Consider the following 26,318-nt stretch of genomic DNA (forward strand, 5'->3'; position numbering starts at 1 on the left):
CTTAACCGCGTTCTTACAGGGAGAACTGCGCGAAACTGACACCAGCGCCTGCTGGGCGTACGTCCTTTAGAAACGAATCCTTATCCGCACTCAACTCCAGGGTGATCTCCGGCTTGCGCTTGCCCGCATTACGCACCACCAAACCCTCGAGCTTTTCACGCAAAAACACCGTCGGCACCTTCAGGTGCAGCAACTGGTCAGTCTCGGCATTGTGCATCAACAAATGAATCCACTCGTACTGGCCCACGGCGATACGGCCCAGCGGCAGGTCGAACCACCAGATGTTGCGTTTCTGGTCCAGGTCGGTGAAGTGGCAGTTGTTGACGCCGAGTACGGCACCGCCCAGTTCAGTGTTTCTGCGGGCGATAGCCTGTGCTTTATTGAGTTTCATAACCTTCCTACGGGATCTGTTATTCAGCGTTGTAGCCTGAATGTGCCGGGCATTCTCGTGGGTTGGCCACAAAACATAAAGCCCAACCTGCGGCTGGCGATGAAATGCACAGGCAAAAATAATTGAAACTCTGCCAAACCGCCTCGGGTCAATCTTTACGTAGTGACCAAAAACCATCGATTGTTCCAGGAGAAATACCATGAGCAGCACATCGGACAAGGTAAAAGGTACAGCCAACGAAGTGGCCGGCAACGTGAAGCAAGGTGTCGGTAAAGTGACTGGCAACGACAAACTGCGCGCTGAAGGTGTGGTACAGGAAAAGAAAGGCGAAGTGCAGAAAGCGGTCGGCGATACCAAAGACGCCGTGAAAAAAGCGACCAAGTAATTTCGAATCGCTGGCTGGTTTTACCCGCCCGACGGCCATCCACGGATGGCCGTTTTTGTATCCTCCGCTGCAACTAAACTTTCGAAATTGTTTCAAAGTCGCCAAATGGGCTACTTTGATGTAGAAAACGGCCCCTGAGTCGCCCACGAACTCAACCTTTTGCGGCGAAAGGAGACGCTATGCTTTTTCCGGTATTACAAGGCCTCAAGCTGCACAAAGTGCTGGTGCGCACCGTGACCGAGTTCCTCGATGACGAGATGCCCACCTACGCCTCGGCGCTGGCCTACCAGATGCTGTTCTCGCTGTTTCCTTTTCTGCTGTTTCTGATCGCGCTGATCGGCTTCCTGCACCTGCCGGATTTCTTCTCCTGGCTGCGCCTGCAGTCGGAGCTGGTGTTGCCGCCCCAGGCGCTGGAGCAGGTCAACCCGGTCATCGACCAGTTGCAGCAATCCAAGGGTGGCCTGCTGTCCGTGGGTATCGTGATTGCGCTGTGGACGGCTTCAGCTGGCGTGCGCCTGATGATGAGCGCGATGAACGCCGCCTACGACGTGGTTGAAGGCCGGCCGATCTGGAAGCGCTTCCCGCTGTCGATTTTCTACACCATCGGTATTGCCGGCATGCTGTTGGCCGCCGCCGCGCTGATGGTGCTTGGCCCGCAGGTGATGGAGTGGATCGCCGCGCAGATCGGCATGCAGGAATTCGTGGTCACCCTGTGGACCATCCTGCGCTGGCCGCTGATCGTGATCCTGCTGATGTTCGCCGTGGCCCTCATGTACTACGTGATGCCCGACGTCGAACAGAAATTCCGCTTTATCACGCCCGGCTCGGTGCTGGCGGTGGTGGTGTGGATCGTCGCGTCCCTGGGCTTTGGCTATTACGTTAAAACCTTTGCCGACTACAACGCCATGTATGGCAGTATCGGCGCAATTATCGTACTGCTCCTCTACTTCTATATTTCCGCCGCGGTGCTGCTGCTGGGTGCGGAGATGAATGCAGTGATCGAACACATGTCCGCCGAAGGTAAGGAACCGGGTGAAAAAGAGTTTGATGCACCGGCTCATACCACTGAAAAACAGCACGTCTCAGGCCTCGGCCGGGACCATTCCAAGCCCACCCCTGACGAAGTCTGATCGATGATCCGTGAAATCCTGAAAATGGGCGACGAGCGCCTGCTGCGTATCGCGCCGCCGGTTCCGCCGGAAATGTTCGACAGCCCCGAGCTGTGGCAATTGATCGATGACATGTTCCAGACCATGGAACACGTGGGCGGCGTCGGCCTGGCCGCACCGCAGATTGGTGTCGACCTGCAATTGGTGATCTTTGGTTTCGAGTCCAGCGAACGCTACCCGGACGCGCCGCCGGTGCCGCAGACCATCCTGATCAACCCGCTGATCACCCCACTGAGCCCGGTGCTGGAGGAGGGCTACGAAGGTTGTCTGTCTGTGTCGGGCCTGCGTGGCGCGGTGAACCGTTACCAGCAGATTCGTTATGAGGGCTTCGATCCGAAGGGTGAGCCTATCGTGCGTTTTGCCGATGGTTTTCATGCGCGGGTGGTGCAGCATGAGTGCGATCACTTGATCGGCCGGTTGTACCCGTCACGGGTTACGGATTTCAGTAAGTTCGGGTTTATTGACGTGATGTTCCCGGAGTTGGAACCCACTGCTGACGAATAGCTTTCAGATCCAATGAAGTCCAAATGTGGGAGCGGGCTTGCTCGCGAATGCGGAGTGTCAGTCAATATATTTGGCGACTGATTCACCGCATTCGCGAGCAAGCCCGCTCCCACATTTTCAGACCGCGTTCTGGCCAGATTATCTAGCAGGCTTTACGAACCGCAACGTCATCCGATCCGACTCCCTGACCGCCACATACCTGGCCCGGTGGTCTTCCACACCGAGCACGGCATCCGCCGACGCCGGTTTGCCGAACACTGGCGCGCGCTGATCACACATTATTCGAGATCGACCTCACCAAGCGATCTAAGCCCATCGCGATCATGGGTTTGTTGCGTTTGTAGCGCACCAACCGCTCGCTAAGCGATTGCGGCAGCAGCGTGTCCTGAGTGAATCCCATGCGCTGGTATAGCCCTTCCAGATCCGGATGACACAACAACCAAACGGTTCCCTCGCAAGCAGCCACCGCCGTAAGAATCAACCGCGCCGCCAACCCCTGGCCGCGATACGCGGGTGCCACATACACACCGGTCAACCACTGCCCACCCACCACCGGCGTGAGGCACAGCCCCGCGACGATCTCACCCTCCCGGGCCACCCACAAACGGCCGCCCTTGAGCGCCTTCATCGGCGAATTATGGCTGCGGTAAAACTTGTTCAGCAGCGGCCACAACGGTTCTGCCAGCGGTTCGATGTGTAATTCGGGCATGGTGTTCAGGCAGCGTTATCAGGGGCTGGGGATTATAAGCGCCTTCTACGTCGCAATAGGTGGTATACCCAGTGTTACATCCCCTGTTAAGTGGAGCATGCATCATGGCCAAAGGTATGGATTCAAAGAAAGCCGCGAAGAAAAAACCGGCAAAGACCGCCGATGAAAAACGCGCTGACAAGAAAGCCAAGAAAACCGAGACAGGTCTGTTCGGTCACTGAGACCCGTTTTTGAATGAACTCAGCTTTCGGGGGATTCGGCGGCCAACGAGGCAATCACTGCTGGCCGCTCACCCACCCGCTGCTGAAACGCCGCCAGCGCCGGCCACTCGCTCAGATCAATCGCGTGAAAGGCCGCCCAGCGCAGCACCACGAACAGATACGCATCCGCCACCGAGTATTGCGCGCCCAGCAAATAGTCCTGGCGTTCCAGCGTCTGCACCAGCACCGCAAAACGCTTGAACAACGTGGCCTGGAACATGGCTCGCACCTCGCCCTGAATCGCATCGTTGAAGAACACCGCCAAGCCACCATGCACTTCGGTGGCGATAAAATTCAGCCATTCCTGCAAACGCACACGCTCCCAGCTGCCATTGGCCGGCGCGAGATTTGCTGTGGGTTTCAGGTCAGCCAGGTACTGCAGGATCGCGCTGGCTTCGGTCAGCACCTGGCCGTTGTCCAGTTTCAGCGCTGCAACGTAGCCCTTGGGGTTGATCTGCAGGAAGTCTTCGCCGTCGGCAGTGGTCTTGGCCTGGTTATCGACCCGCACCAGGTCGAACGGCAACGCCAGTTCGCGCAGCACGATATGCGGGGCGAGGGAGCAGGCGTGGGGAAAGAAATACAGTTTCATCTTGAACAGCTCCGTTGAATTTGCGCCAGTCTCGCGGGCATGGCACCGTGCGTAAAATTAAACCTTCAGACCCCTGCCATAAGGACAGCGAATGCCATGATGAACCTGATGCACTGGCGCCTGCTGGTGGCTGTGGCCGATCACGGCAGCATCACTGCCGCCGCCGAGCGCGTCGGTATGACTCAATCCGCCGCCAGCCAGGCCATGGCCGGCATGGAGGCGACGCTGGGCGCGCAGCTGTTTACCCGTGCACCGCGCAAGACCTTGCCCACCGCCCTGGGTTTGAGTGTGATCGAACAGGCGCGGGTGATGCTCAAAGCCTTGCAGACCATTCGCAGCACCGTGGATGAAGCCCGCCCAATGCTGCGTGGGACGATTCGCATCGCCAGTTTTCCCATGGTGCTGGCGAGGTTCCTGACACCGTTGTTGCAGCGCTTTGCCCAGCTTTATCCGGGGATCGAGGTGACCACCCTGGATGTCACCGACAACGAAGTGCTCACTTTGCTCGATGCGGAGCTGATCGACCTGGGTGTAGTGCTTAACCCCACGCCCGAACGCAATGCCACGGTATTGGGCCGGGACTTCTGGATGGCCGTGCTACCGGTGGATCATGCGTTGGCGCAACGTCCGGCCGATGCCAGTGTGTCGCTTGAGGAATTACTTGAGCAGCCGTTCGTGCTCGCCACCGGTGGGTGTACCGCGAATGCGCGCAGCCTGGGCGCCGCAGCGGGGCTGACGCTGCGCGATATCCGCGTGGAAGTGCGCGAATGGAACAGCGCGTTCAGCCTGGTACGCGAGGGCGTTGGCGTCACGCTGGTGCCGGAAATGGCTCTGCCGGCCCAGCGCAAAGGCTTGCGCGTGATGCCGCTGACGGTGCCGCTGCACCGTGAGTTTGCCTTGGTCGGCTCGCCCACCCGTGACCCGTCAGCCGCTGCCCGCGCTTTATTAGAAATGCTGGCTGATTAGTGGCCTTGCATAGCGCCTAGCCCTGTCTATGCTCACCCAGAACCGTTGATGACGCTTGGGATATAAAGCGATTTGGATGGTTACATATGAAATGGAATGCGCCTTCCGGGCGCCGGGAATCCAGGGTGATCTGACCATGTTCAACCGCCATCACAAATCCGACCTGCTTGAAATCCAACGCTTTTCCTGCGCACTGACCGAAACCAACGCCAAACTCGCGGCCATCAGCCGCTCCATGGCCATGATCGAGTTCGACGCCACTGGCGTGATCCTCGACGCCAACGACAACTTCTGCAAAACCATGGGCTACAGCGCCGAGGAGATTCGCGGCAAGCATCACCGCCTCTTTTGCGACGAGGCCTATACCCATACCGACGGTTACGCCAAGCTATGGCGCAACTTGGCGCGGGGCGAGGCGCTGAGTGGCACCTTCATGCGCTTGAACAAGCACGGCCAGGAGGTGTGGCTTGAAGCCAGCTACATGCCGGTGCTGGACAAGGACAATCAGGTGCAGAGCGTGATCAAAGTCGCGTCGGATATTTCTGCGCGGGTTCACCACGAACATGAAAACCAGAGCCTGATCGACGCCATCGGCCGTTCCATGGCAGTGATCGAATTCACGCCCCAGGGCCAGATTCTCAATGCCAACGAAAACTTCCTGAAGACCGTGCAGTATTCCCTGGATGAAATCGTCGGCCAGCACCACAGCATGTTCTGCCACCGCAACGAAGTGGAATCGCCGGCCTACACAGCATTCTGGGCGTCCCTCAATCGCGGCGAATACCATTCACACCGCTTCGAGCGCAAAGACAAATACGGCAAGACCCTGTTCCTGGAAGCCTCCTACAACCCGATCTTCGATCCCAATGGCCGCCTGTACAAAGTGGTGAAGTTCGCCAGCGACATCACCGACCATGTCACCACCCTGCGCACCGCTGCCGACTCGGCCCACGCCACCTCGGTGCAAAACGATGCCTGCGCGCGCAAGGGCTCGGAGGTGGTGCAGCAAACCGTGCAGATCATCGAACAGATTTCCCACGACTTGAACCAGGCCGCCGAGAGCATTGATGCGGTCAACAAGCAGTCGGACATCATCGGCGCCATCGTGCAGACCATCCGCGGCATTGCCGAGCAAACCAATATGCTCGCGCTGAACGCTGCGATTGAAGCGGCGCGGGCCGGTGAGCACGGGCGCGGCTTTGCAGTGGTGGCCGACGAAGTACGCAGCCTCGCGGCGCGCACCAGCCAGGCGACGGTGGAGATAGTGGATGTAGTGCGCAAGAACCACGACCTGTCGCTGAGCGCCGTGTCGAGCATGCAATCGAGCTTGAGCCGCACGGGGCTCGGGGTGGAGCTGGCGAATGAAGCGGGGCAAGTGATCCTGGAGATTCAGGAAGGCTCACGGCACGTGGTGGATGCGATCGGTCAGTTCAACTCGACCCTACAACTGCAATAACGCCACTGCGGATTTGGTAACCCGAATCAATGTGGGAGCTGGCTTGCCTGCGATGCAGACACCTCGGTCTATCAGGTCGGCCGAGGTGATGCTATCGCAGGCAAGCCAGCTCTCACACACGTCTGCTTTCACATTTGATCAGTGGTGTGGCTTAGATCGCGGCCAGGGTTTCTTTCACCGCCCGCGCCTGCGGCTCAGCTGTCTTCGCCGCTACCTGCTGCTCTTGTTGCTGCTTCAAACGCTCAGCCACTTGCTTGGAAATAGCGTCCTGCTTTTCCTGCGACATGTTCTGCACATCCGCCTCGGTCAAACCCTGTTCCTTGAGCAATTGCTCACGGATACGCTCGGCCGGCGTCTTGCTCATGTAGTCGGTAAAATCCGCCCGCGCGCCGGAGGTAGCGCTGGTCGCGGGCACATCGGAGGCCGAAGCGGAGGTCTGCAGTTGCACGCGGGTCTTGGCGAAGGCTTCGTCGATACGGTCGGTGGCCTTGTCCAGTTCCTTTTGCGCGGCCGGCACGGTCACGCTTTGCTGCGCCGCCTGCAGGGCACCGCTGTACAGCGCGCTGGCAGCGGCGTTGGCAGGGGCCCTATCAGGCCGTTTGATCTGTTGAACGGTCGACACGGCTTGGGTGTTGTTGTTAACCAGCATGATCGGTCACCTGTGGAATGTTCGGTGCCACAGGTGGAGCAAATAGCGTGCCGGGTGCGAAGCGCCCGGTTTTGTTGGGGATGACGTGGCCGCCGCGGCAAGCATTGTCCCGCAGGCGGCCAACTGTTGCCGTCAATGGGCGATATTTTCCAATGCCAAATTACGCGTACGCGGCCCGAACCAACTGATGGTGATCATCACGATCAACATGCTGCTGGCAATAAACGCCAACACCCCTGGCGTGCCCAGGTGTTCAAGGATAAAACCGATCAACAGGCTGCTGAACACCGTGGACAAGCGGCTGAACGAATAACAGAACCCCACCGCCCGCGCGCGGATGTTGGTGGGGAACAGCTCGCTCTGGTACGAGTGATAGCTGAAGCTGAGCCAGGCATTGCAGAACGTAATCATCACCCCGCAGATCACCAGCCCCACCGCCGTGGTCTGCAGCGCGAACAGGCTGCCGAAGATCACCGCGCCCATGGCTGAGCCGACGATCTGCCATTTGTTTTCAAAGCGGTTGGCCACTTTCACAAACAGCAACGGCCCCAGCGGGTAGGCGAGGGTGATGATAAAGGCGTAGAGCAAGCTGTGGGTCACGCTGACGCCCTGGCCCGAAAGCAGCGCCGGCAACCAATTGCCAAAGCCGAAAAAGCCGATGGCCTGAAACACATGAAACACAATCAGCATCAACGCGCGGCGACGGTACGGCGGTTGCCAGATATCGGCAAAACGGCCACTGCCCTGCACGCTGACGGCTTCCGGCTCAGGCTCGTCCAGTGGTTTGCCGTGATCTTTCTGACAGCGCGCCTCAAGGTTGTCCATGATCGCACCGGCTTCTTCGAAGCGGCCCTTTTGCGCAAGCCAGCGCGGCGACTCCGGCAGGCGTTTGCGCAGTTGCCAGATAAACAACGCAAACACCGCGCTCGACAGTACCACCCAGCGCCAGCCGGACACGCCGAACGGCGCTTGCGGCACCAGCCACCACGACATCAATGCCACGGCTGGCACTGACAGAAATTGGATAAAGAACGCGAAGGCAAACGCCGAGCTGCGCATGCGCTTGGGCACCAGTTCAGACAGGTAGGCGTCGATGGTCACCAACTCAATGCCCAGGCCAATCCCCACCAGAAAACGCATGCAGATGATGCCCACGGCGGAGGTTTGGATACCCATCAGCACGGTGGCGACGGTGTACCAGATCAACGCAAAGGTGAAGATCGCCCGCCGACCATAGCGGTCGGCGATGGGGCTGAGCAGGCTGGCGCCGAGGAACAGGCCAAGGAAGGTTGCCGAGGCGAACGCGGCCTGGTCGGAGAAGCCGAATGCGCCCGCGCTGCCGGTATGGAAAATCCCGTCGCTGATCAAGCCGGGGCTGATATAGGCGGTCTGGAACAGGTCATACAGCTCGAAAAAGCCACCAATCGACAGCAGCGCCACCAGGCGCCAGACCGTCGCAACGGCGGGCAGGCGGTCGATGCGCGCGCTGATATGGGCTGCACGGAGGGGGTCGATGCCGTCGGCGGCAGAGGCGGTGAGTGTGGACATGGGAGGCGATTCCAGGGGCAGTGACCTGGAATCTTAGCGGGCTAACGGAAATCGGTGCTTGTGAAGTTGAGCTTGTTTGGCCGCACATTCACCGATTTATTGCGCCAAAGCTCTATCTTTCAAGGTTTTATGGCGCAGAGCCTCAGTAGGTTACGGGTATTTCAAACGTCTGGAAGGCGTCGTCCACCGGTTGGTAACCCAGCACGCGTGTGGTTTCGCTCAGGTCCAGGCGCTTGAAGCGGTTATTGGATATGCCATGGGCGATCAGGTGCTTCACGCCTTCAGCCTCCACCGAGCGCTGCAGCAACTGCACCGCATCACGCGGGCTGAGCCAGGCGCTGAGGTCGCGGGCGTTGTTCAGGTCGTGGGTTTCGGGAAATTCAAAGGCGCCGATGCGCAGGGCGATCGTCGAAAGTGGCGTTTTGGCTGCGTAGTAACCACACAGTGCTTCGCCATAGCATTTGCTCACGCCATACAGGTTGGCGGGCATCACCTGCATGCCAGGGGTGATCTGGCGGTCTACCGGATAGCCTTCGATGGTCTGGGCGCTGCTGGCGAACACCAGGCGTTTTACCCCGGCGGCCACGGCGGCTTCGAACAGGTAGGTGGTGGCGAGGATATTGTTGGGCAGCAATTCGTCGAATGACGCGCTGGCGTGCGGAATGCCTGACAGGTGCACGATTACGTCGATGCCGTCGAGCAGGGCGGCGAGGCTGGATGGGTCGCTGAGGTCGGCGTGCACAAAACGGTGCTCGCCCAGGTCGACATCCGGCGCGATACGGTCTGTGAGGGTGAAACGGTAGCGGTCTTTCGAGGCCTCGAAAAACGTCTTGCCGATTCTGCCGCAGGCGCCGGTGAGCAGTACGTTGAGTCCTTTCACGGTGGAGTCCTTATTTTAGTTATGGCCGTCGAGGGCAAAAGTCTGGAAGCCTTTGTGCTGGCTCAGCCGCTGGTAGTACGCGCCAATAGCCGGGTAGGGCGGGCGTGCCATAGGCGTCATCTGCCAGCGGTGCACCGACAGCCCGATCAGGATGTCGGCGAGGGTGAATTCATCACCGGCCACGTAAGCGTTTGTGCGAACGAGCTGTTGCTCCAGAATGCCCATCTTGTCGTTCCAAACCTGCACAGCAGCGTCGATCTGCGCGGCGTCCAGACCATCCGGGTTATTACGCACCAAGGCCGTGAACGCATCGCCCCAGGCGCGGTTGAGTTCGATGGCTTGCCAGTCTATCCACTGCTCGACCCGGGCCCGCGGTGCAGGTTCGGCGGGCAGCAGGTCATGCCGTTGGTAGAGGTTCACGAGGTAGCGGCAGATGGTGTTGGATTCCCACAGCACGCCGTGGTCGTCGATCAGCACGGGGATCTGGGCGTTGGGGTTCAGGGCGAGGAATTCAGCAGACTGGGTAGGCTTGAAACCGATGCCCCAATCTTCGCGGGTGTAGTCGATGCCGAGTTCCTGGCAGGTCCACAGCACTTTGCGCACGTTGATGGAGGACGTACGGCCGAGGATTTTCAGTGAGTGTCCCATGGTGCTTCCCTTGCGATGGAGAGCAGCCAATTTAGCAGGGACATGCGGGTGGAGCGAGACCGTCGTAAGGCGCTGGCGTTAAGAGCTCTCTGGCAAGCGAAGGGCCCTTAGCGCGTCAAATGAATAAAAATACTTCTTCAAAGTGAAGGGCCAGTAAGTTTAACAACACCGTTTGTTATCTTCATTTCCGGTTCAGCTTCCATGCCTGGCGCGTTGAAGCTAAAAGTCCCATCCAATAGCGAGTTGGCAAAATCAACACTTAATAGCGTGAAGGTTCCACTGTCCGCAAAGTAGCTCCATCCAAAGCCTGAGTAACGATGATAATAATAGGCAAACACTTCCTCGTCTCGCCCAATGTTGTAGGTTCCTGGGGAGATATTTTTGTTTAGGTAGATGAATAAAACTCGATCCTTTGATTTGTCGCTGCCAACGACTACAAATTGGGTATTGCTCGCGTCTTGAAGATCCACTGAGTCTGAGGTGAATGGGAGGGGTGTAACCGATGCATTGCAGCCGATCACACCTTTGGCGAATAGCGTTTTATTGGAGATGAGCGAGTACATGGCAAGACCCTTTTCAGTGAGAACCAAGTGTCAGGAAATATCCTTGAGGATGTACTTATAAGGCGCCCACCGGTGCTTGCCTACTGTCAAAGTTGACAGGTCAGAAGAGTACAACCTGCTGTGTTTTGGCTCAGAATGCACGCCGCAAAGCGCTTACGTGCTCTCGCGCACCTGCAACTCAAACCCCATATCCACCACCGGCTTGGCGATCTTGTTACCCGCCATGATCGTTAGCAAATGCTCCGCCGAGCGCCGGCCAATCGCTTGACGCGGCGTGCTGATGCTGCTCAGGCGCGGCACCATATAAGAAGAGGCGGGCAGATCGTTGAAACCCAGCACCGCGACGCGCTCCGGCACCTTGATGTCATGGCGCATGGCTTCCAGCAGCGCGCCTTGGGCCAAGTCGTCGTTGCCAAAGAAGATCGCATCCACATCCGGATGGGCGGCCAACAGCTGCAAAAACAGCTCGCCACCCAAGCCGACCGAAGAGGGCCGCGGTGTCAGCAATTCCAGCGCCGGGTCATACAGGCCGGCCTGTTGCAGCGCCCGGCGGAAACCTTCGCCACGCAGCAAAGTGCGTTGGTCCAGTTGCGCACCGATGTACGCCAAGCGTTTGTACCCACGGGACAGCAAATGCGCTGCCGCCGTTTCACCCGCCGCCAGTTGCGAGAAACCCACGCAGTTCACGCCGGCATTCGGGTCCAGGTCCATCATGTACACGCAGGGCACGTTGCTGGCCTCGACCATCCGTCGGGCGCTTTCGGTGCGATCGAACCCGGTGAGCAGCAATCCACGTGGCTGGTAGGCCATGTAGTTGCGCAGCAGGTTTTCTTCTTCGTCACGGGAATAGTGGAAGTTACCGATCAGTACTTCAAAACCCTTGGGCCGCAGCACTTGGTGGATAGCTTCGAGGGTTTCGATGAACAGCAGGTTGGACAGCGACGGCACCAACACCACCACCGAATGGCTCTGTGCCGAGGCCAGGGCGCGGGCGGCGGGGTTGACCACGTAGTTGAGTTCGGCGGCGGCTTGCTGCACTTTTTCCACCAGCTCGGTGGCGACGGTGCTGATGCCACGCAGGGCGCGCGACGCGGTAATCGGGCTGACGCCGGCCAGGCGGGCGACTTCGTTAAGGGTCGGGCGACCCGTGGTGCGCAATTTTTTATCGTTCTTAGAGGTCATCAGGCGGCTTGCCAAACAAAAATCGAGGCACTAAGGTAGCGCTGTCTCCAAACGGCTGCAAATGCTTGAACGTTGGGTTGCCTGATCCCGTTCGAATGATTGGAGCGGATGCACGCGTCACTCCATAAAAAAAGACAAGAGGCGCGGGAAAAGCCTGTTTTTGCACTAGCCTTACAGCGTGCAAAGGTAGCGCTATCTGCGTCCTGAGGTGTTTCATGAGTCAACCTGTTACCGCCCTGGTTATCATGGGTGTTGCCGGCTGTGGCAAGACCAGCGTCAGCGAGGCCCTGTGCCGGCTGAACGGCGCCACCGCCATTGAAGGCGACAGCTTTCATCCCGCCGCGAATATCGAAAAGATGAGCGCCGGCCACCCCCTCGACGACGACGACCGCGCCGGCTGGCTCGACATCCTGTGCGATGAACTGCGCCGTTCGCTCAAGGCCGGCGAACACCCGGTGCTCACCTGCTCCTCACTCAAGAAAAAATACCGCGACCACCTGCGCGAAGCCGCGCCGGGCCTGGGGTTTGTCTTTTTGGAGCTGACCCGCGAAGTGGCCGCCGACCGCGTGTCCCATCGCCCCGGCCATTTCATGCCGGCCAGCCTCATAGACAGCCAGTTCGCCACCCTTGAATCGCCGATAGGCGAACCGCTGACCCTGGCCCTCAACGCCAGCGAAGACAGCATCGAGGAACTGGCCGAGCAGACCAACACTTGGTGGCTGCAACACGGCTTTGAACGAACCCGATAATTTTTTGCCGGAAAGATAGCGCTATCCCCGGCGAAAGATTCAACACCCGCTTTAATAACAACAACAAACAGGAGAGACCCCCCATGTTTGGCATGTCCCACGAGTCCTACCTGCTGCTAGACGCAGTGGTCACTATCATCGGGTTGATCGTTCTGATCACCAAGTTCAAGGTGCACCCGTTCATTGCACTGATCATCGCGGCCGGCTTCCTCGGCCTGACCTCGGGCATGCCCGTGGACAAGATCATCAAGGCGTTCCAGGACGGTTTCGGCGGGGTGCTCGGCTTTGTCGGCATCATCCTCGCGCTGGGCACCATGCTCGGCAAGATGATGGCCGAATCCGGCGGTGCCGATCAGATCGCCCAGACCCTGATCCGCGCCTTTGGCAAGGACAAGGTCCAGTGGGCCATGATGTTTGCCGCGTTCCTGGTGGGTATCCCGCTGTTCTTCGAGATCGGTTTTGTCTTGCTGATCCCGCTGGTATTCATCGTCGCGCGCCGCACCGGCGTGTCGCTGATCAAGATCGGCATCCCGCTGCTGGCCGGCCTGTCGGCGGTACACGGCCTGGTGCCACCGCACCCGGGCCCGCTGCTGGCTATCGGCGTGTTTGGCGCGGACATCGGCAAGACCATCCTGTACGGCCTGATCGTCGCACTGCCGACTGCCATCATCGCAGGCCCGATCTTCGGTACGTTTATCGCCAAGTACATCCCGGGCAACCCGTCCCAGGAACTGGTCGACCAACTGGCCCGCGAGACCGATAACAAGTCGTTGCCGAGCTTTGGCATCACCCTGGTCACTGTGCTGCTGCCGGTGTTCCTGATGCTGCTCAAAACCTTTGCCGACATCGCGTTTGCCGAAGGCAACGTGGTGCGCAACTGGATGGACATGATCGGTCACCCGATCACTGCGCTGCTGCTGGCGTTGCTGCTGTCGCTGTATACCTTCGGCCATCGCCAAGGCATTCACTCCAAGCAAATCCTCAAGCTGCTCGACGCCAGCCTTGCGCCGACCGCCGCGATCATTCTGATCATCGGTGCCGGTGGTGGCTTCAAGCAGATGCTGGTGACCAGCGGTGTGGGCGACGTGATTGGCCATATGGCGGTCAACGCGCAGATCAACCCGATCCTGCTGGCGTGGCTGGTGGCGGCGGTGATTCGCGTCGCGACGGGCTCGGCCACCGTGGCGACCATTACTGGCGCGGGCATTGTGGTGCCGGTAGTAGGCATGATTCCAGGGGTTAACCGTGAGCTGCTGGTGTTGGCGACAGGGGCGGGTTCGTTAATCCTGTCTCACGTCAACGATGCGGGGTTCTGGCTGGTTAAGCAGTACTTCAACATGACCGTGGCTGAGACGTTCAAGACGTGGACGGCGATGGAGACGATTCTGTCGATCGTGGCGTTGATCTTTATCATGCTGTTGTCGTTGGTGGTGTAAGCCGCACCACCGTTACCCCTGTGGTAACCCGATCAAATGTGGGAGCTGGCTTGCCTGCGATGCAGGCACCTCGGTGTAGCAAATACACCGAGGTGATGCTATCGCAGGCAAGCCAGCTCCCACATGTTTGACCGCATTTCTTCAGGGAGATTGGGTCAGGCCTTGGTGACCAGGCCATCCGCCCGGAACATCCCGCGAATCCCGCGCACGGCCTGGCGAATCCGGTCCTGGTTCTCGATCAGTGCAAAGCGCACATGATCATCCCCGTACTCGCCAAACCCAATCCCCGGCGACACACACACCTTGGCTTCCAGCAGCAACTTCTTGGCAAATTCCAGCGAACCCATGGCGGCATACTGCTCGGGGATTTTCGCCCAGACGTACATCGACGCCTTCGGATTTTCCACCATCCAACCCAGCTCATGCAGGCCCTTGACCAACACATTGCGGCGCTGGCGGTACTGCTCGGCAATGTCCTTCACGCATTGCTGATCGCCTTCCAGCGCCGCAATCGCCGCCACTTGCAGCGGGGTGAACGTGCCGTAGTCGTGGTAGCTCTTGATCCGCGCCAGGGCGTTGACCAGTTCCGGGTTACCCACCATGAAACCGATGCGCCAGCCGGCCATGTTGTAGCTCTTGGACAGGGTGAAAAACTCCACCGCAATGTCCTTGGCGCCCGGTACCTGCATGATCGACGGGGCTTTCCAGCCGTCGTAGACGATGTCGGCGTAGGCCAGGTCGTGCACCACCAGCACGTCGTACTGCTTGGCCAGCGCAATCACGCGCTCGAAGAAATCCAACTCCACGCACTGCGCAGTGGGGTTGGACGGGAAGCCCAGGATCATCATCTTCGGTTTGGGGATCGAACCGCGAATCGCCCGTTCCAGTTCAGCGAAGAAGTCCACGCCAGGAATCAGCGGCACCGAGCGGACCTGGGCGCCGGCAATCACGGCACCGTAGATGTGGATCGGGTAGCTCGGGTTCGGCACCAAAACAGTGTCGCCCTGGTCCAGGGTGGCCAGCATCAAGTGCGCCAGGCCTTCCTTGGAACCGATGGTCACGATGGCCTCGGTTTCTGGGTCGATGTCCACTTCATAGCGGTCTTTGTACCAGCGCGAAATCGCCCGGCGCAGGCGCGGAATGCCTTTGGAGGTGGAGTAGCCGTGGGTGTCTTCACGCTGGGCGACGGTGACCATTTTCTCCACGATATGCGGTGGGGTCGGGCCGTCAGGGTTACCCATGCTCAAGTCGATGATGTCTTCGCCGCGCCGACGCGCAGCCATCTTCAGCTCGGCAGTGATATTGAACACGTAAGGGGGGAGTCGATCTATGCGCGCAAAGCGGCGCGGCAAACCTTGGTCAGCCATTGTTGCCTCGAGGGTACGTAAGCGCCCGGAACCGTCCGAGCGACGTCGGCCACTGCGGTGGCCTGCGGGGCAGACAATACGGTCGGTGATGGCCAGTTGTCCAGATGCGTAGGAAAATTTTCTGCATGGAGTCCAATACGGATATGCCCCTATACTCGATGCGGGTTTGTTCCCTCATAAGAAGGAGACTGTTCGTATGGATCAGCAGACAAAACAACCGTTAGAACCGCGCATGGAAGCGGGCAAGGCCCTGGTGATTGCCGGCGTACAAGGGCGTTATTCAAAGGCCACCGTGGGTGATATCCCCAAGCTTTGGGAGTTGTTCGATACCTGCATCAAGGATATCAAGCAGCGCGTTGGCGGGGTGACGTATGGCGTTTGCCATAACCCCCATCACGGCGAATTCGATTACATGGCCGGTGTTGAAGTCCCGAGCAAAGCCGAAGTGCCGGGCAACTTCGAGTCTATCGAAATTCCGCCGCTCAACTATGCCGTGTTCCCGCATTACGGGCCGGTGCAGGCGCTTGAGCAAACCTACGAGCGCATCATGTTCGAATGGCTGCCCCATTCGGGCTATAAGGTGATGGGCGCGGATTTCGAGCGGTATAGCGCGGATTTTGATGGGCGCAAAGGCACCGGGACGGTGGAGATCTGGTTGCCGGTTGGCGAAAGAGGCTGACGACCGCCTTGCAGAAGCCGGCTAGCCGGCTTCTGCGGGATATCAGTACAACGTATTTCTGACCCGCTCCGGCATCTCCCGGTCATACGCCTCGGCGTCGAACTGCCCATCATTGAGCCGTTTGTGAAACGCCCCCGCTGACGGCAACGCCGAGCGGTCCAACTGTTTCTCTGGGTTCCAGCAATCCGAGCGCACAAACGCCTTGGAACAGTGGAAATACGCGGCCTCCACCTGCACCAGTATCACCGACCGCGCCGGTTTGCCATTCACCGCAAAGCTCTCCAGCAGCGCAGGTTCGATGGAAATCTGCGCCCGGCCATTCACGCGCAAGGTCTCGCCAATCCCCGGGATGATGAACAGCAAGGCAATCCGCGGGTCCTGGATCAGGTTGCGCAAGGTATCCACGCGGTTGTTCCCCGGCCGATCCGGAATCGCCAGGGTGCGCTCATCCACAATCCGCACAAACCCAGGCACATCGCCGCGTGGCGAACCGTCGATGCCGTCCGGCCCGGACGAACTCACCACCACCAACGGCGACGCCCGCACCATGGCCTGGTAGTCCTCGTTGAGAAACGGGATTTCCTTGCGCACGGCGCGCTCGTGGGGGAGGCCGTAGAGGGTGTCGAGTTGTTCGAGGGTTGTCAGCATGCTTACCACCTCCTTACCGTTCAAAATACTAACGCCAACCGGCGCTCATACCCAATCCGCCCCTTGTACGCCTCCCCACTGTCCACCCATCCTGCCGCCAGATACAGCCGCATCGCCGCCACATTGTCCGCGTCCACCGACAACTCCAAGCCCTTGATCTGTGGCCACGCTTGCAATGCCGCCGCCGGCAACGCCTGCAAACACGCCTTGCCGAATCCGCGCCCTTGCTGGTGCCGGTCCACCTGCAATGCATGCAGCGTCGCGCTGTGTTCATGCGCCCAATGGGGCAGGCAAGGTGGGCGTTTGAGCAACAGGAAGGCCACGGGCTGGTCGTCGGCTAGCAGGGCGAAGCCTTTGATCGCGTCGGGATTGGGATTGGCCAGCAGGCTGTTCAGCGCACAGTAGATATCACCGGAATACGCCAGTTGCTCGGGATGCACTTGCAGGGTGTCGAGCTGCTGTTTCTGTACAAGGCTCAGCGTCTCATAGGGGACGAGGCGGGTTTCCATGGGGGGGCGCATCCGAAATCCTACAAAGAGGCGGGGATTCTAGCGGGTTTGGCGTCTGTCGGGTCGACCGGAAACCTTGAGCGACGCGAACTATAGTGAGCCCCGTGCGCCCATTGAATCTCTGAACACAACAATACGGCGCCTGGTGTTTACCGATGCGTTTACGCCGGGCTGGATCCCGTCGGGTAAGCCGTTCATGACCGCTGAAGTGACCCTGCAAGAGGTCGACGGCAACAAGACCCTCTACACCGCCGCGCCATGCACTGGAGCGCTGAAGATAAAAAAGCCCCTGAGGCCATGGGGTTTCATGACGGCTGGGGCCAGAGCCTGGATCGGCTGGTGACGCTGGTCACCGAAGGCATGAGGGATTGAGCTAACGGTAGGCGCTCCCACATTTGATCTTCATTGTCTGGTCGGGATCACTCGAGCATCTTGCCCAACAACCAACTCCCCGCCGGCCCCGGCGGGTGCTGCCGCGACCACAACGCGTCCACCGCCACCGAGCGCGGCCAACTGCGTGCTTTGAGCTCCACCAATTGGCCGCCATCAAAACGCTCCACCAGCCAGCGCGGCAGCGGTGCCCAGCCGAAGCCCAGTTGCGCCATCTCCATCAACATCAAGTAACTCGGCGCCGACCACACGCGGCCGCTGGGGCGGGTTTCAGTCGGGTTGATGATGCTGGCCAGGCGCAGTTCGCGATGCTGCTGCAGCGTGTCGGCGGGGATGTTTTTCAGTTTGGCCAGTGGGTGCCTGGCCGCGACGAACAGTGAGATTTCCGTGCTTTCTGCTACCGGCGCGCCGGTGAGGTCAGGCGGGTAGTTATCCTGTTTTTCAATAAAAGCGAGGTGCGCACGGCCACTTTGCACCAAGGCCATCAAGTCCTCGCACTCAGCGATCAGGCATTCCAGTTCAAGGTCCGGGTAACGCTGCTCAAAGGCGCTGAGCGCGACCTCGAAGCGATCGGACTGGTAAGTATCGGACATGGCGATGGTCAGCTTCGGCTCCAACCCCTGGGCCAGTTGGCTCGCCGCCAGTTCCAAACGACTGCTGGCCTCCAGCACCTGCTCGGCGCGTTGCAGCAACACATGGCCGGCCGGGGTCAGTGTCGGCTTGCGGCTAGTGCGGTCAAACAGCACCACGTCCAAATCAATCTCCAGGCTCGCCACTGCCGCGCTGACGGTGGACTGGCTCTTGCCCAGCTTGCGCGCCGCTGCGGAAAACGAGCCTTGCGTAGCTGCCTGTACGAACGCCTGCAGCACTTCATGGGAGGCCATGACTATCGCCTTGATCGATGGTTATTGGTTATGAAGTATCGAGTCAAAGGGTAAACATGGCAACCCTCGTCACTCACAGAGCGCTGGTTATGAGCCCTACCAAGTCGGTTACTGAACGTGTTTGCCAAGCCATCGGTTTTGAGGGATTGGCATTGTTGATCTGCACCCCATTGCTGGCGTGGATCATGGACAAGCCCGCCCTGGAAATGGGCATGGTCACCCTGGCGATCAGCCTGATCGCGCTGACCTGGAACGTGATCTTCAACGGCCTGTTCGACCGCCTCAAAGCGCGCCTGCAACTGGCCAACACGCCGTGGACGCGGGTGTTGCATGCGTTGCTGTTTGAAGGCGGGCTGATTCTGGTGTGTGTGCCGCTGATCGCGGCGTGGCTGAACATCAGCCTGATCCAGGCGTTCATCCTCGACATAGGTGTACTGCTGTTTTTCCTGCCGTACACCTATGTGTATCACTGGGGCTATGACGTGCTGTGCGAGAAGCTCCTGGGGCTTAAAGAAACATCCCCCCCGAAGCCTCAATGCGCTGACCGGTGATCCAGTTGCTGCCGTCGGCCAGCAAACTCGAAATCGCCCCGCCGATGTCGTCCGGCAAGCCGGCTCGGCCCAGGGCGGTGTTGTTGGCGACCATGGTATTGAGGGCAGCGTTATCGCGCACGGCGCCACCACCGAAGTCGGTTTCAATGGCACCAGGTGCGATGATGTTGACGGTGATACCACGAACGCCCAACTCTTTGGCCTGGTAGCGCGTGAGCACTTCCATCGCACCTTTCATCGACGCGTACGCTGAATAGCCCGGCAGGCTGAACCGCGCCAGGCCGCTGGAGATGTTGAGGATGCGGCCACCGTCGCGGATCAGCGGCAGCAGTTTTTGCGTAAGAAAGAACGGCCCCTTGAAGTGGATAGCCACCAATTGGTCGAACTGCGCTTCAGTGGTGTCGGCAAAGCTGGCGTGGGCGCCGATGCCGGCGTTGTTGACCAGAAAGTTGAAGTGATCCTGTGCGAAAACCGCCTTGAGCACATCGCCGACGCTGCCAACAAACTCATTGAAGCTCGCACTTTGGCTGACATCCAGTTGCAGCATCGCCGCGCGGCCACCCAATTGTTCGATCTGCGCGACCACGGCCTGCGCCTCGTCGGCCTTGCTGTGGTAAGTGCCGATGATATCGACGCCTTGCGCCGCCAGGTGCAGTGCGGCGCTTTTGCCCAGGCCACGGCTGGCGCCGGTGATCAATGCGATTTTACGGGTCATGGTGAAGTCCTCTGAAGTAGTGGTGAGACTGAGTGTATTTGTCCGGTCATAACGTGATAAACAGGGTTAAACCGGAATCACTGGCCGGATAGAGCGAACAATCCCATGAACAAACTTGAGCTGCTGCGCACCTTCGTGCGCGTCACCGAACTGTCGAGTTTTACCCAGGCAGGCGAGAGCCTGGGCCTGCCGCGTTCAACCGTTTCCGAGCATGTGCAGGCGCTGGAGGAACTGCTCGGCGCTCGCCTGCTGCAACGCACCACGCGCAAGGTCCAGGCGACCCAGGACGGCCGCGTGTTGTATGAGCGCAGCAAGGATTTGTTGTCGCACATGGAGGAACTGGAAGGGCTGTTTCGCCAGGACGAAGCGCAGCTGAGCGGGCGTATTCGTGTGGACATGCCCAACGTGATGGCGCGGGAATTGATCCTGCCGCAACTGCCGGCATTCATGGACGCACACCCGCTGATCGAGCTGGAAATCAGCACCACCGACCGTCAGGTCGACCTGCTCGCGGAAGGCTTTGATTGCGTGCTGCGCGTCGGCGCACAACCGGACCAGACCGTAGTGGCACGCTTGCTGTGCAACCTGCCGATGATCAACTGCGCGAGCGCGGCGTACTTGCAACGTTACGGCGTGCCCGAGACCCTGGCCGACCTCGCGCAGCATCAGTTGGTGCATTACGTGCGGCCGTTGGGCTCACGCTCGGCGGGCTTTGAATACGTGCAGGGCAACAAGGTGCAGCGCGTTCCCATGGCCGGGCGGGTGACAGTCAACAGCACCGATGCGTACAGGGCGGCGTGCCTCGGCGGCTTCGGCATTATCCAGGTACCGGCGCTGGGCATTCGTGACCTGCTGGAAAGCGGTGAGTTGGTGGCGCTATTGCCGGACTACCCGGCACCCCCGCTGGATGTCTCGCTGCTTTACGCCGGCCAGCGACATTTGCCGCAGCGTGTACGGGTATTCATGGACTGGCTTGCCGCCACCTTGCAAGCCCGGCTTTAGCGTCGTGCCGACAACTGCTGCGGCGCCAGGAACGCGTCGTGGAAGTAATCGCGCACCGCCTGCATCGCCGGGGTAAACGCACGCTCACGGTGCCAGGCCAGGCCGACGCTCATGGGCGTTACCGGGTCGGTGACGGTCAGGGTTTCGATGCGTTTGCCTTCCAGTGACCAAGGCCTGTGCACCAAATCTGACAGGATCGCCACACCGCTGCCATTGGCAACCATGCTGCGCACCGCCTCCACCGAACTGGTGCGCAGCCGCACCCCTGGCGTTTGCCCGGCCTGTTCCCAGTAGCGCATGGCGCTGTGTTCGGCCTCGTCGACGGTGAGCAGGATGTAGGGTTCCTGGGCCACATCCGCCAAGCTCACGGCGCCGCGTTCGCACAGGGGGTGATGGCTGGGCAGCCACAGGCGACGTTCCGAATTGAACAGGATTTCCGAGACGATATCCGGGTGGGTGAGGTTGGCGGTGAGCACCACCGCCATGTCGAACTGGCCGTCGAGCAAACCTTGTTCGATGGCTTGGCGCTCCTGTTCAAAGACCTCGATGGTCACGTCCGGGTGCCAGTGTTCCATGCGCTGCAGGTGGTGGGGCAGGAAGTAGCCGAGCACCGTGTAGCTGGCCGCCAGGCGCAACACGCCACTGGCGCGGTAGTCGGGCAACGGGCTGTTCAACGCATCATCGACACTGCGCACAATCACATAGGCGCGGTTGAGAAAGTGCCGGCCGGCATCGGTCAGGTTCATGCCCTGGGCCGAGCGCACGAACAGTTGCACACCCAGCATGGCCTCCAATTCCTTGATCGCCGTGGTCACTGCCGATTGGGAGATATTCAGGTGAATCGCCGCCTGGGAAATCTGGCCAATCTCAGCCGTGGCGACGAAATAGCGGACTTGGCGCAAGGTCAGGGACATCTGCCTCTCCAAAACGTAGGGCTATCTGATTTTCAGAAGATGGGTCATCTGATAATAGATCTTCCCAAGGGGTCAAGCGGCAGCCTACTTTCCAATATCACCTTTTGGCGGAGCGACCCTGATGCAGGCAGTGGATTTCAACTCAGACATGGGCGAAGGCTTCGGCCCCTGGACCATTGGCGACGGCGTCGACGCGGAGCTGATGGCTTATATCAGCTCGGCCAATATCGCCACCGGCTTTCACGCCGGTGACCCCGGCACCATGCGCCGTACCGTCGAGCGTGCCAAGCAACTGGGCGTCGCTATCGGTGCGCACCCTGGCTTCCGTGATTTGGTCGGCTTCGGCCGGCGCCACATCAACGCGCCGGCCCAGGAGCTGGTGGACGACATGCTCTATCAGCTCGGCGCGCTGCGTGAAATCGCGCGCGCCCAGGGCATGACCCTGCAACACATCAAACCCCATGGCGCGCTGTACATGCACCTCGCCCGCGACGAAGAAGCCGCGCGGCTGCTGGTGCAAAACCTGCAAATCATCGAGCCGACGTTGCTGCTGTACTGCATGCCCAACTCAGTGATCTGGCGCGTCGCCCAGGAACTCGGGCAGCCGGTGGTGCGCGAGTTTTATGCCGACCGTGAGTACGATCTGACGGGCTCCATCGTGTTTACGCGCAATGTGCGGGCGCTGGATCCGGCGACCGTGGCGGCGCGAGTCCTGCGTGCGTGTCAGACCGGTCTGGTGCGCACCGTAGAAGGCGAAGACTTGTTTATCGAATTCGATTCCATCTGCCTGCACAGCGACACGCCCGGCGCGCTTGAACTGGTGGAGGCGACCCGCGAAGCCCTGGACCAAGCGGGCATCACCGTCAAAACACCCCAATAAGATCGAAACATCATTTTTTTTCGCCTGCCTTTCTACAATGATTCCAAGAGGAACAGACATGGCTGAAACGTCCCCCATCCGCTACAGCTTCGGCGGTGATGAACACCTGTTTGCCGAGGTCAGCGAGAGTATGTCGCTGGAGGCCTTTTTCAAAGGCATGGCCGTGACGCGTGCGGTGGAGCGCCTGGCGCTGGAGGGCGTGCTGGACGTGTGCCTGGCCAACGCATCGTTCCAGATTCGCTTCGACCCCGACCGCATCGCGCCCTATGTATTGCTCGATGCGGTGCAGACCGCCGAAGCCCAGGCCGTGGCCGAACGCACCCTGCACACGCGCATCATTGAAATTCCGGTGCTCTACAACGACCCCTGGACCCATGAAACCCTGATGCGCTTTCGCGACCGCCACCAAGACCCCAGCGGCACCGACCTTGAGTACGCGGCGCGTATCAATGGCCTGGCCGATGTGGATGCGTTTATCGCCGCCCACAGTGGCGCGCCGTGGTTTGTGTCGATGGTCGGCTTTGTCGCGGGCTTGCCGTTCATGTTCCAGATGGTCGAGCGCGAGCGTCAATTGCAGGTGCCCAAGTACCTGCGGCCGCGCACCGACACACCCAAATTGACCCTCGGCCATGGTGGCTGTTTCGGCTGCATCTACTCGGTACGCGGCGCAGGTGGCTACCAGATGTTCGGCGTGACCCCGGCGCCGATCTACGACCCGGCGCAGCAATTGGCGTACCTCAAGGAACACATGGTGTTCTTCCGTCCCGGCGATATCGTGCAGTTCAAACCGATGGACCGTGACGCCTACGACCTGGCGGTGGCCGAAGTGGACGCAGGACATTTCGACCTGCGCATCCGCCCGGTGGAATTTTCCCTCGACGCCTTTCTCGCCGACCCCATGGGTTATCCGAAATCCCTGCAGGAGGCGCTGGCATGATCAAGGTGCTCAAACCCGGCCTCGCCACCTCCGTGCAGGACCTTGGCCGCGAAGGTTATTACCACTTGGGCATCCCGCCGTCGGGTGCGTTGGACCAATATGCATTGAGCGCAGCCAATCACCTGGTGGGCAATCCGGTCGGCGCGGCGGGGTTGGAATGCACGCTGATAGGCCCCGAACTGGCGTTTCAACAGGACGCGTTGGTGGCACTCAGCGGTGCCTTGATGTCGCCGCGCCTGGACGGTGAAGTCGTGCACCAGGACACCGCGTTCCAGGTGCGCGCCGGGCAGGTTTTACGCTTTGAATTTCCCAAGGCCGGCGCGCGGACGTATCTCGCGGTGGCCGGTGGTATTGACGTGCCGTTGGTGCTCGGCAGTCGTTCGACTTACACCCTCGGCGCACTCGGCGGGTTTCACGGTCGGCGCTTGCAGGAAGGCGACGAATTGCCCATCGGTGACGCCAGTGGTACGGGCCGTGCGGGCGACAGTTTACCGATGGCGTTGCGCCGTTCGGTGGGCGGTGATGTGACCCTGCGCGTGGTGCCGGGGCTGTATTACGAGCGGCTGACAGATGCGGCCAAAAACAGCTTTTTTGCCGAGCCCTGGACAGTGGGTTCCGAAGCCGACCGCATCGGCTATCGCTTCAAAGGCGGCAGTGCGCTGAGCTTTCAGCCACGGGAGCAGCCGTTTGGCGCGGGCTCCGATCCTTCTAATATCGTCGACAGTTGCTACCCGATCGGCTCGATCCAGGTGCCGGCCGGGTTGGAGCCGATCGTGTTGCATCGGGACGCGGTGTCGGGCGGTGGGTACGCGATGATTGGCACGGTGATCAGTGCCGATCTGGACTTGATCGGGCAGATGCAGCCGAACCAGCGGGCGGGGTTTGTGGCGGTGACGCTGGAGGAAGCACTGGAGGCGCGGCGGGTGTACAAGAAACGCGTCAAAGCGATGACTGGACTCTTCAACAACTGAATACCTGCAAAACCACTGTGGGAGCTGGCTTGCCTGCGATGGCGATCTTTCAGTCAACAAATGTGTTGAATGTTAATCCGCTATCGCAGGCAAGCCAGCTCCCACATTTTTGCTCTGAGTTGTGTCAGAAGAGTTTGGTGAACAGCCAGTAGAGGCTGCCCGAAAGAAGAATGGCCGCGGGCAATGTGAGCACCCACGCCATCAGCAAATTACGGATAGTGCGCATCTGCAACCCACCGCCATTCGCCACCATGGTCCCTGCCACACCCGACGACAGCACATGCGTGGTCGACACCGGCAACCCGTACATGTCCGCCGCGCCGATGGTCAGCATCGCCACCATCTCGGCCGAGGCGCCTTGAGCATACGTCAGGTGCGTCTTGCCGATCTTCTCGCCGACTGTCACCACGATGCGCTTCCAGCCCACCATGGTGCCCAGGCCCAGGGCGATGGCCACGGCGATTTTCACCCACAGCGGAATGAAGCGTGTGGAACTGTCGATCTGTTGCTTGAACAGTTGCAGCTTGCCCTGGGTGTCGGCGTCGAAATTGCCGACCTTGCCCTTGTCCATCAGGCGAATGGTTTCGCTGGTCAGGTACATGTCGTTACGTACGTTGCCGACGGCTTCGGCGGGCACTTTGGCCAGGGAACCGTAGCCTTTGACTTCATCCCCGATCTGCCCGGCGAGCGCGGCGAGGGCGGGCACCAGTTCCGGCGTGGCTTCCTTGGTGCGCACGTAGGTCGAGAGGATCGGACGCGGGTCGCCTGTCAGCGCTTGCGGCGCGCTTTTTACCAGGGCGACCTGGGTGACTTCGGCCACGGCCGCGAACTGCAACGACTGCTCGGCGGGCATCGCCCGGTTCAGCGCGTAGGCCATCGGCAGCGTGCCGACCAGAATCAACATGATCAGGCCCATGCCTTTCTGCCCATCGTTGGAACCGTGAGCGAAGGAGACGCCGGTGCAGGTGGCGATCAGCATGCCGCGGATCCACCACGGCGGTGGCGTGTCGCCTTTCGGCGCCTTGTACAGCGCGCGGTTCTTGACGAAGGCGCGCAGGGCCAGCAACAGCATCGCCGCAAACGCAAAGCCGATCAGCGGCGAGAGCAGCAAGGCGTAACCGATCTTGATCGCCTGGCTCCAGTCCACACCGCTGGTGCCGTCACGCCCGTGCATCAAGGCATTCGCCACGCCAACGCCGATGATCGAGCCAATCAGCGTGTGGGAAGACGACGCCGGCAACCCCAGCCACCACGTGCCGAGGTTCCACAGGATGGCGGCGATCAACAGCGCGAAGATCATCGCAAAACCGGCTGATGAGCCCACCTGCAAAATCAGCTCGACCGGCAGCAGCGCAATGATGCCAAACGCCACCGCACCGCTGGAAAGCAGCACGCCGAGGAAGTTGAAAAAGCCCGACCACACCACCGCAAAATGGGGCGGCAGCGAGTTGGTGTAGATCACCGTCGCCACCGCGTTGGCGGTGTCGTGGAAGCCGTTGACGAACTCGAACCCCAGGGCAATCAACAGCGCTACGCCCAATAGCAGGAACGGTGTCCAGGTGGTGAGTTGCGCGCCCATTTCGTGCATGTCATGCATCAGGCTGTAGGCGGTAAACAACAGGCCCATGGCGAGTACGGCGAAGAAGATGATCACCGTCACCAGGCTGGGTTTCTTGTCCAGCCTGGGTTTGGGGTCTGCAACTGAGGTGTGGGTGGAGGCAGTCAAGGAAGGGTTGGCCATGCCGGAGCATCCAGTGTTGTGAGGATGCCGTTCATAGTCATTGCAG

28 protein-coding genes and 3 pseudogenes are annotated in these 26,318 nt (G+C 60.0%); 15 read left to right on the plus strand and 16 right to left on the minus strand.

Translation table 11 applies throughout. The features are described 5' to 3' along the window. Positions 1-13: 13 nt before the first annotated feature. Positions 14-391 carry a hypothetical protein gene (locus BFP95_RS14680; protein WP_065875365.1) on the minus strand — a complete coding sequence of 126 codons (378 nt, stop codon included), beginning with the start codon at positions 389-391 and terminating at the stop codon, positions 14-16. A gap of 199 nt (positions 392-590) precedes the next feature. Here BFP95_RS14680 and BFP95_RS14685 point away from each other — a divergent pair, with 199 nt between their 5' ends. The 3 genes from BFP95_RS14685 (at position 591) to def (ending at position 2,449) form a co-directional block, all read left to right on the plus strand. Continuing rightward, positions 591-776 carry a CsbD family protein gene (locus BFP95_RS14685; protein WP_065881042.1) on the plus strand — a complete coding sequence of 62 codons (186 nt, stop codon included), beginning with the start codon at positions 591-593 and terminating at the stop codon, positions 774-776. Between the two features lie 179 nt (positions 777-955). Further along, complete coding sequence (locus BFP95_RS14690) at positions 956-1,906, plus strand: YihY/virulence factor BrkB family protein (protein ID WP_065881044.1); 951 nt, start codon at positions 956-958, stop codon at positions 1,904-1,906. 3 nt (positions 1,907-1,909) lie between these two features. Further along, the gene (gene def, locus BFP95_RS14695) at positions 1,910-2,449 is read left to right on the plus strand and encodes a peptide deformylase (RefSeq protein WP_065875368.1); all 540 of its coding nucleotides are present in this window, start codon (positions 1,910-1,912) and stop codon (positions 2,447-2,449) included. Between the two features lie 271 nt (positions 2,450-2,720). Here def and BFP95_RS14700 read toward each other — a convergent pair whose 3' ends face one another. Continuing rightward, complete coding sequence (locus tag BFP95_RS14700; RefSeq protein WP_065875369.1) at positions 2,721-3,158, minus strand: GNAT family N-acetyltransferase; 438 nt, start codon at positions 3,156-3,158, stop codon at positions 2,721-2,723. Between the two features lie 240 nt (positions 3,159-3,398). Continuing rightward, complete coding sequence (gstA, locus tag BFP95_RS14705) at positions 3,399-4,007, minus strand: glutathione transferase GstA (RefSeq protein ID WP_065875370.1); 609 nt, start codon at positions 4,005-4,007, stop codon at positions 3,399-3,401. Positions 4,008-4,103: 96 nt separating this feature from the next. Here gstA and BFP95_RS14710 point away from each other — a divergent pair, with 96 nt between their 5' ends. The 3 genes and pseudogenes from BFP95_RS14710 to BFP95_RS30360 all read left to right on the plus strand — a co-directional run. Then, positions 4,104-4,973, plus strand: a complete 870-nt coding sequence (locus tag BFP95_RS14710; RefSeq protein ID WP_065875371.1) for a LysR family transcriptional regulator — start codon at positions 4,104-4,106, stop codon at positions 4,971-4,973. A gap of 136 nt (positions 4,974-5,109) precedes the next feature. Next, positions 5,110-5,886 (plus strand): annotated as a pseudogene (locus BFP95_RS30355) (PAS domain-containing protein); the annotation flags it as partial. Positions 5,887-6,009: 123 nt separating this feature from the next. Beyond that, positions 6,010-6,429 (plus strand): annotated as a pseudogene (locus BFP95_RS30360) (methyl-accepting chemotaxis protein); the annotation flags it as partial. 151 nt (positions 6,430-6,580) lie between these two features. Here BFP95_RS30360 and BFP95_RS14720 read toward each other — a convergent pair. The 6 genes from BFP95_RS14720 to BFP95_RS14745 form a co-directional block, all read right to left on the minus strand. After that, complete coding sequence (locus BFP95_RS14720) at positions 6,581-7,078, minus strand: hypothetical protein (RefSeq protein WP_065910353.1); 498 nt, start codon at positions 7,076-7,078, stop codon at positions 6,581-6,583. Positions 7,079-7,210: 132 nt separating this feature from the next. Then, a complete protein-coding gene (locus BFP95_RS14725; protein ID WP_065875373.1) occupies positions 7,211-8,626 on the minus strand; it encodes an MFS transporter in 1,416 nt (471 codons plus the stop codon). 142 nt (positions 8,627-8,768) lie between these two features. Next, positions 8,769-9,506: an NAD-dependent epimerase/dehydratase family protein gene (locus tag BFP95_RS14730; RefSeq protein ID WP_065875374.1), complete on the minus strand. Its 738-nt coding sequence runs from the start codon at positions 9,504-9,506 to the stop codon at positions 8,769-8,771. Between the two features lie 15 nt (positions 9,507-9,521). Beyond that, entirely contained in the window at positions 9,522-10,154 is a 633-nt protein-coding gene (locus BFP95_RS14735) for a glutathione S-transferase family protein (RefSeq protein WP_065875375.1), read from the minus strand. Between the two features lie 137 nt (positions 10,155-10,291). Continuing rightward, positions 10,292-10,717 carry a DUF6252 family protein gene (locus BFP95_RS14740; RefSeq protein ID WP_139113247.1) on the minus strand — a complete coding sequence of 142 codons (426 nt, stop codon included), beginning with the start codon at positions 10,715-10,717 and terminating at the stop codon, positions 10,292-10,294. Between the two features lie 153 nt (positions 10,718-10,870). Continuing rightward, a complete protein-coding gene (locus BFP95_RS14745) occupies positions 10,871-11,902 on the minus strand; it encodes a LacI family DNA-binding transcriptional regulator (protein WP_175405978.1) in 1,032 nt (343 codons plus the stop codon). Positions 11,903-12,114: 212 nt separating this feature from the next. Here BFP95_RS14745 and BFP95_RS14750 point away from each other — a divergent pair, with 212 nt between their 5' ends. Further along, positions 12,115-12,648: a gluconokinase gene (locus BFP95_RS14750; protein WP_065875378.1), complete on the plus strand. Its 534-nt coding sequence runs from the start codon at positions 12,115-12,117 to the stop codon at positions 12,646-12,648. Positions 12,649-12,731: 83 nt separating this feature from the next. Beyond that, positions 12,732-14,084 carry a GntP family permease gene (locus BFP95_RS14755; protein WP_065875379.1) on the plus strand — a complete coding sequence of 451 codons (1,353 nt, stop codon included), beginning with the start codon at positions 12,732-12,734 and terminating at the stop codon, positions 14,082-14,084. Positions 14,085-14,239: 155 nt separating this feature from the next. Here the strand turns inward: BFP95_RS14755 and alaC are convergent, their stop codons facing one another. Further along, positions 14,240-15,451, minus strand: coding sequence for an alanine transaminase (gene alaC / locus BFP95_RS14760; RefSeq protein WP_065875380.1), 1,212 nt, complete (start codon positions 15,449-15,451; stop codon positions 14,240-14,242). A gap of 196 nt (positions 15,452-15,647) precedes the next feature. Here alaC and BFP95_RS14765 point away from each other — a divergent pair, with 196 nt between their 5' ends. Then, positions 15,648-16,130 (plus strand): GyrI-like domain-containing protein, encoded by a 483-nt coding sequence (locus BFP95_RS14765; protein WP_049711832.1) that lies wholly within the window; start codon positions 15,648-15,650, stop codon positions 16,128-16,130. Positions 16,131-16,172: 42 nt separating this feature from the next. Here BFP95_RS14765 and BFP95_RS14770 read toward each other — a convergent pair whose 3' ends face one another. Continuing rightward, positions 16,173-16,778 (minus strand): pyridoxamine 5'-phosphate oxidase family protein, encoded by a 606-nt coding sequence (locus BFP95_RS14770; RefSeq protein ID WP_065875381.1) that lies wholly within the window; start codon positions 16,776-16,778, stop codon positions 16,173-16,175. A gap of 20 nt (positions 16,779-16,798) precedes the next feature. Beyond that, positions 16,799-17,287 carry a GNAT family N-acetyltransferase gene (locus BFP95_RS14775; RefSeq protein WP_065875419.1) on the minus strand — a complete coding sequence of 163 codons (489 nt, stop codon included), beginning with the start codon at positions 17,285-17,287 and terminating at the stop codon, positions 16,799-16,801. Between the two features lie 139 nt (positions 17,288-17,426). On the opposite strand from BFP95_RS14775, the pseudogene BFP95_RS14780 reads away from it, so the two are divergent. Beyond that, positions 17,427-17,659: pseudogene (locus BFP95_RS14780) on the plus strand (SRPBCC domain-containing protein); the annotation flags it as partial. Positions 17,660-17,706: 47 nt separating this feature from the next. Here the strand turns inward: BFP95_RS14780 and BFP95_RS14785 are convergent. Continuing rightward, positions 17,707-18,561 (minus strand): LysR family transcriptional regulator, encoded by an 855-nt coding sequence (locus tag BFP95_RS14785; RefSeq protein WP_065875382.1) that lies wholly within the window; start codon positions 18,559-18,561, stop codon positions 17,707-17,709. Between the two features lie 89 nt (positions 18,562-18,650). On the opposite strand from BFP95_RS14785, the gene BFP95_RS14790 reads away from it, so the two are divergent. Then, positions 18,651-19,112, plus strand: a complete 462-nt coding sequence (locus tag BFP95_RS14790) for a multidrug/biocide efflux PACE transporter (protein ID WP_065910357.1) — start codon at positions 18,651-18,653, stop codon at positions 19,110-19,112. Here the strand turns inward: BFP95_RS14790 and BFP95_RS14795 are convergent. Beyond that, the gene (locus BFP95_RS14795) at positions 19,069-19,827 is read right to left on the minus strand and encodes an SDR family NAD(P)-dependent oxidoreductase (RefSeq protein WP_065875384.1); all 759 of its coding nucleotides are present in this window, start codon (positions 19,825-19,827) and stop codon (positions 19,069-19,071) included. The two genes, BFP95_RS14790 and BFP95_RS14795, sit on opposite strands and share 44 nt — an antisense overlap. A 105-nt stretch (positions 19,828-19,932) precedes the next feature. On the opposite strand from BFP95_RS14795, the gene BFP95_RS14800 reads away from it, so the two are divergent. Next, positions 19,933-20,829 carry a LysR family transcriptional regulator gene (locus tag BFP95_RS14800; RefSeq protein ID WP_065910360.1) on the plus strand — a complete coding sequence of 299 codons (897 nt, stop codon included), beginning with the start codon at positions 19,933-19,935 and terminating at the stop codon, positions 20,827-20,829. Here the strand turns inward: BFP95_RS14800 and BFP95_RS14805 are convergent. Further along, positions 20,826-21,743, minus strand: coding sequence for a LysR family transcriptional regulator (locus BFP95_RS14805; RefSeq protein WP_065875386.1), 918 nt, complete (start codon positions 21,741-21,743; stop codon positions 20,826-20,828). The genes BFP95_RS14800 and BFP95_RS14805 overlap by 4 nt on opposite strands. A 121-nt stretch (positions 21,744-21,864) precedes the next feature. On the opposite strand from BFP95_RS14805, the gene BFP95_RS14810 reads away from it, so the two are divergent. From BFP95_RS14810 to BFP95_RS14820, 3 genes are read left to right on the plus strand one after another with little or no spacing between them, the layout of a single operon-like run. Continuing rightward, a complete protein-coding gene (locus BFP95_RS14810) occupies positions 21,865-22,623 on the plus strand; it encodes a 5-oxoprolinase subunit PxpA (RefSeq protein WP_065875387.1) in 759 nt (252 codons plus the stop codon). A 58-nt stretch (positions 22,624-22,681) separates the two neighbouring features. After that, positions 22,682-23,560, plus strand: a complete 879-nt coding sequence (locus tag BFP95_RS14815; RefSeq protein WP_065910362.1) for a 5-oxoprolinase subunit B family protein — start codon at positions 22,682-22,684, stop codon at positions 23,558-23,560. Next, the gene (locus tag BFP95_RS14820) at positions 23,557-24,531 is read left to right on the plus strand and encodes a 5-oxoprolinase subunit C family protein (RefSeq protein WP_065875389.1); all 975 of its coding nucleotides are present in this window, start codon (positions 23,557-23,559) and stop codon (positions 24,529-24,531) included. The genes BFP95_RS14815 and BFP95_RS14820 overlap by 4 nt, the downstream gene beginning before the upstream one ends. A 124-nt stretch (positions 24,532-24,655) precedes the next feature. Here BFP95_RS14820 and BFP95_RS14825 read toward each other — a convergent pair whose 3' ends face one another. Next, on the minus strand, positions 24,656-26,272 hold the full coding sequence (locus BFP95_RS14825; RefSeq protein ID WP_065881063.1) for an inorganic phosphate transporter: 1,617 nt from the start codon (positions 26,270-26,272) through the stop codon (positions 24,656-24,658). Between the last annotated feature and the right edge of the window lie 46 nt (positions 26,273-26,318).

The organism is Pseudomonas sp. 58 R 12 (assembly GCF_900005865.1).
GTDB lineage: Bacteria > Pseudomonadota > Gammaproteobacteria > Pseudomonadales > Pseudomonadaceae > Aquipseudomonas > Aquipseudomonas tritici.

What these genes read in the sequence shown, in the direction of transcription:
- BFP95_RS14765 (WP_049711832.1), top strand. Translation starts at nt 15,648, where the DNA reads ATGGATCAGCAGACAAAACAACCGTTAGAACCGCGCATGGAAGCGGGC.
- BFP95_RS14825 (WP_065881063.1), bottom strand. Translation starts at nt 26,272, where the DNA reads ATGGCCAACCCTTCCTTGACTGCCTCCACCCACACCTCAGTTGCAGAC.
- alaC (WP_065875380.1), bottom strand. Translation starts at nt 15,451, where the DNA reads ATGGCTGACCAAGGTTTGCCGCGCCGCTTTGCGCGCATAGATCGACTC.
- BFP95_RS14680 (WP_065875365.1), bottom strand. Translation starts at nt 391, where the DNA reads ATGAAACTCAATAAAGCACAGGCTATCGCCCGCAGAAACACTGAACTG.
- gstA (WP_065875370.1), bottom strand. Translation starts at nt 4,007, where the DNA reads ATGAAACTGTATTTCTTTCCCCACGCCTGCTCCCTCGCCCCGCATATC.
- BFP95_RS14815 (WP_065910362.1), top strand. Translation starts at nt 22,682, where the DNA reads ATGGCTGAAACGTCCCCCATCCGCTACAGCTTCGGCGGTGATGAACAC.
- BFP95_RS14720 (WP_065910353.1), bottom strand. Translation starts at nt 7,078, where the DNA reads ATGCTGGTTAACAACAACACCCAAGCCGTGTCGACCGTTCAACAGATC.
- BFP95_RS14700 (WP_065875369.1), bottom strand. Translation starts at nt 3,158, where the DNA reads ATGCCCGAATTACACATCGAACCGCTGGCAGAACCGTTGTGGCCGCTG.
- BFP95_RS14790 (WP_065910357.1), top strand. Translation starts at nt 18,651, where the DNA reads ATGAGCCCTACCAAGTCGGTTACTGAACGTGTTTGCCAAGCCATCGGT.
- BFP95_RS14740 (WP_139113247.1), bottom strand. Translation starts at nt 10,717, where the DNA reads ATGTACTCGCTCATCTCCAATAAAACGCTATTCGCCAAAGGTGTGATC.
- BFP95_RS14800 (WP_065910360.1), top strand. Translation starts at nt 19,933, where the DNA reads ATGAACAAACTTGAGCTGCTGCGCACCTTCGTGCGCGTCACCGAACTG.
- BFP95_RS14685 (WP_065881042.1), top strand. Translation starts at nt 591, where the DNA reads ATGAGCAGCACATCGGACAAGGTAAAAGGTACAGCCAACGAAGTGGCC.
- BFP95_RS14770 (WP_065875381.1), bottom strand. Translation starts at nt 16,778, where the DNA reads ATGCTGACAACCCTCGAACAACTCGACACCCTCTACGGCCTCCCCCAC.
- BFP95_RS14805 (WP_065875386.1), bottom strand. Translation starts at nt 21,743, where the DNA reads ATGTCCCTGACCTTGCGCCAAGTCCGCTATTTCGTCGCCACGGCTGAG.
- BFP95_RS14735 (WP_065875375.1), bottom strand. Translation starts at nt 10,154, where the DNA reads ATGGGACACTCACTGAAAATCCTCGGCCGTACGTCCTCCATCAACGTG.
- BFP95_RS14750 (WP_065875378.1), top strand. Translation starts at nt 12,115, where the DNA reads ATGAGTCAACCTGTTACCGCCCTGGTTATCATGGGTGTTGCCGGCTGT.
- BFP95_RS14690 (WP_065881044.1), top strand. Translation starts at nt 956, where the DNA reads ATGCTTTTTCCGGTATTACAAGGCCTCAAGCTGCACAAAGTGCTGGTG.
- BFP95_RS14820 (WP_065875389.1), top strand. Translation starts at nt 23,557, where the DNA reads ATGATCAAGGTGCTCAAACCCGGCCTCGCCACCTCCGTGCAGGACCTT.
- BFP95_RS14775 (WP_065875419.1), bottom strand. Translation starts at nt 17,287, where the DNA reads ATGGAAACCCGCCTCGTCCCCTATGAGACGCTGAGCCTTGTACAGAAA.
- BFP95_RS14795 (WP_065875384.1), bottom strand. Translation starts at nt 19,827, where the DNA reads ATGACCCGTAAAATCGCATTGATCACCGGCGCCAGCCGTGGCCTGGGC.
- BFP95_RS14755 (WP_065875379.1), top strand. Translation starts at nt 12,732, where the DNA reads ATGTTTGGCATGTCCCACGAGTCCTACCTGCTGCTAGACGCAGTGGTC.
- BFP95_RS14710 (WP_065875371.1), top strand. Translation starts at nt 4,104, where the DNA reads ATGATGAACCTGATGCACTGGCGCCTGCTGGTGGCTGTGGCCGATCAC.
- BFP95_RS14785 (WP_065875382.1), bottom strand. Translation starts at nt 18,561, where the DNA reads ATGGCCTCCCATGAAGTGCTGCAGGCGTTCGTACAGGCAGCTACGCAA.
- BFP95_RS14725 (WP_065875373.1), bottom strand. Translation starts at nt 8,626, where the DNA reads ATGTCCACACTCACCGCCTCTGCCGCCGACGGCATCGACCCCCTCCGT.
- BFP95_RS14810 (WP_065875387.1), top strand. Translation starts at nt 21,865, where the DNA reads ATGCAGGCAGTGGATTTCAACTCAGACATGGGCGAAGGCTTCGGCCCC.
- def (WP_065875368.1), top strand. Translation starts at nt 1,910, where the DNA reads ATGATCCGTGAAATCCTGAAAATGGGCGACGAGCGCCTGCTGCGTATC.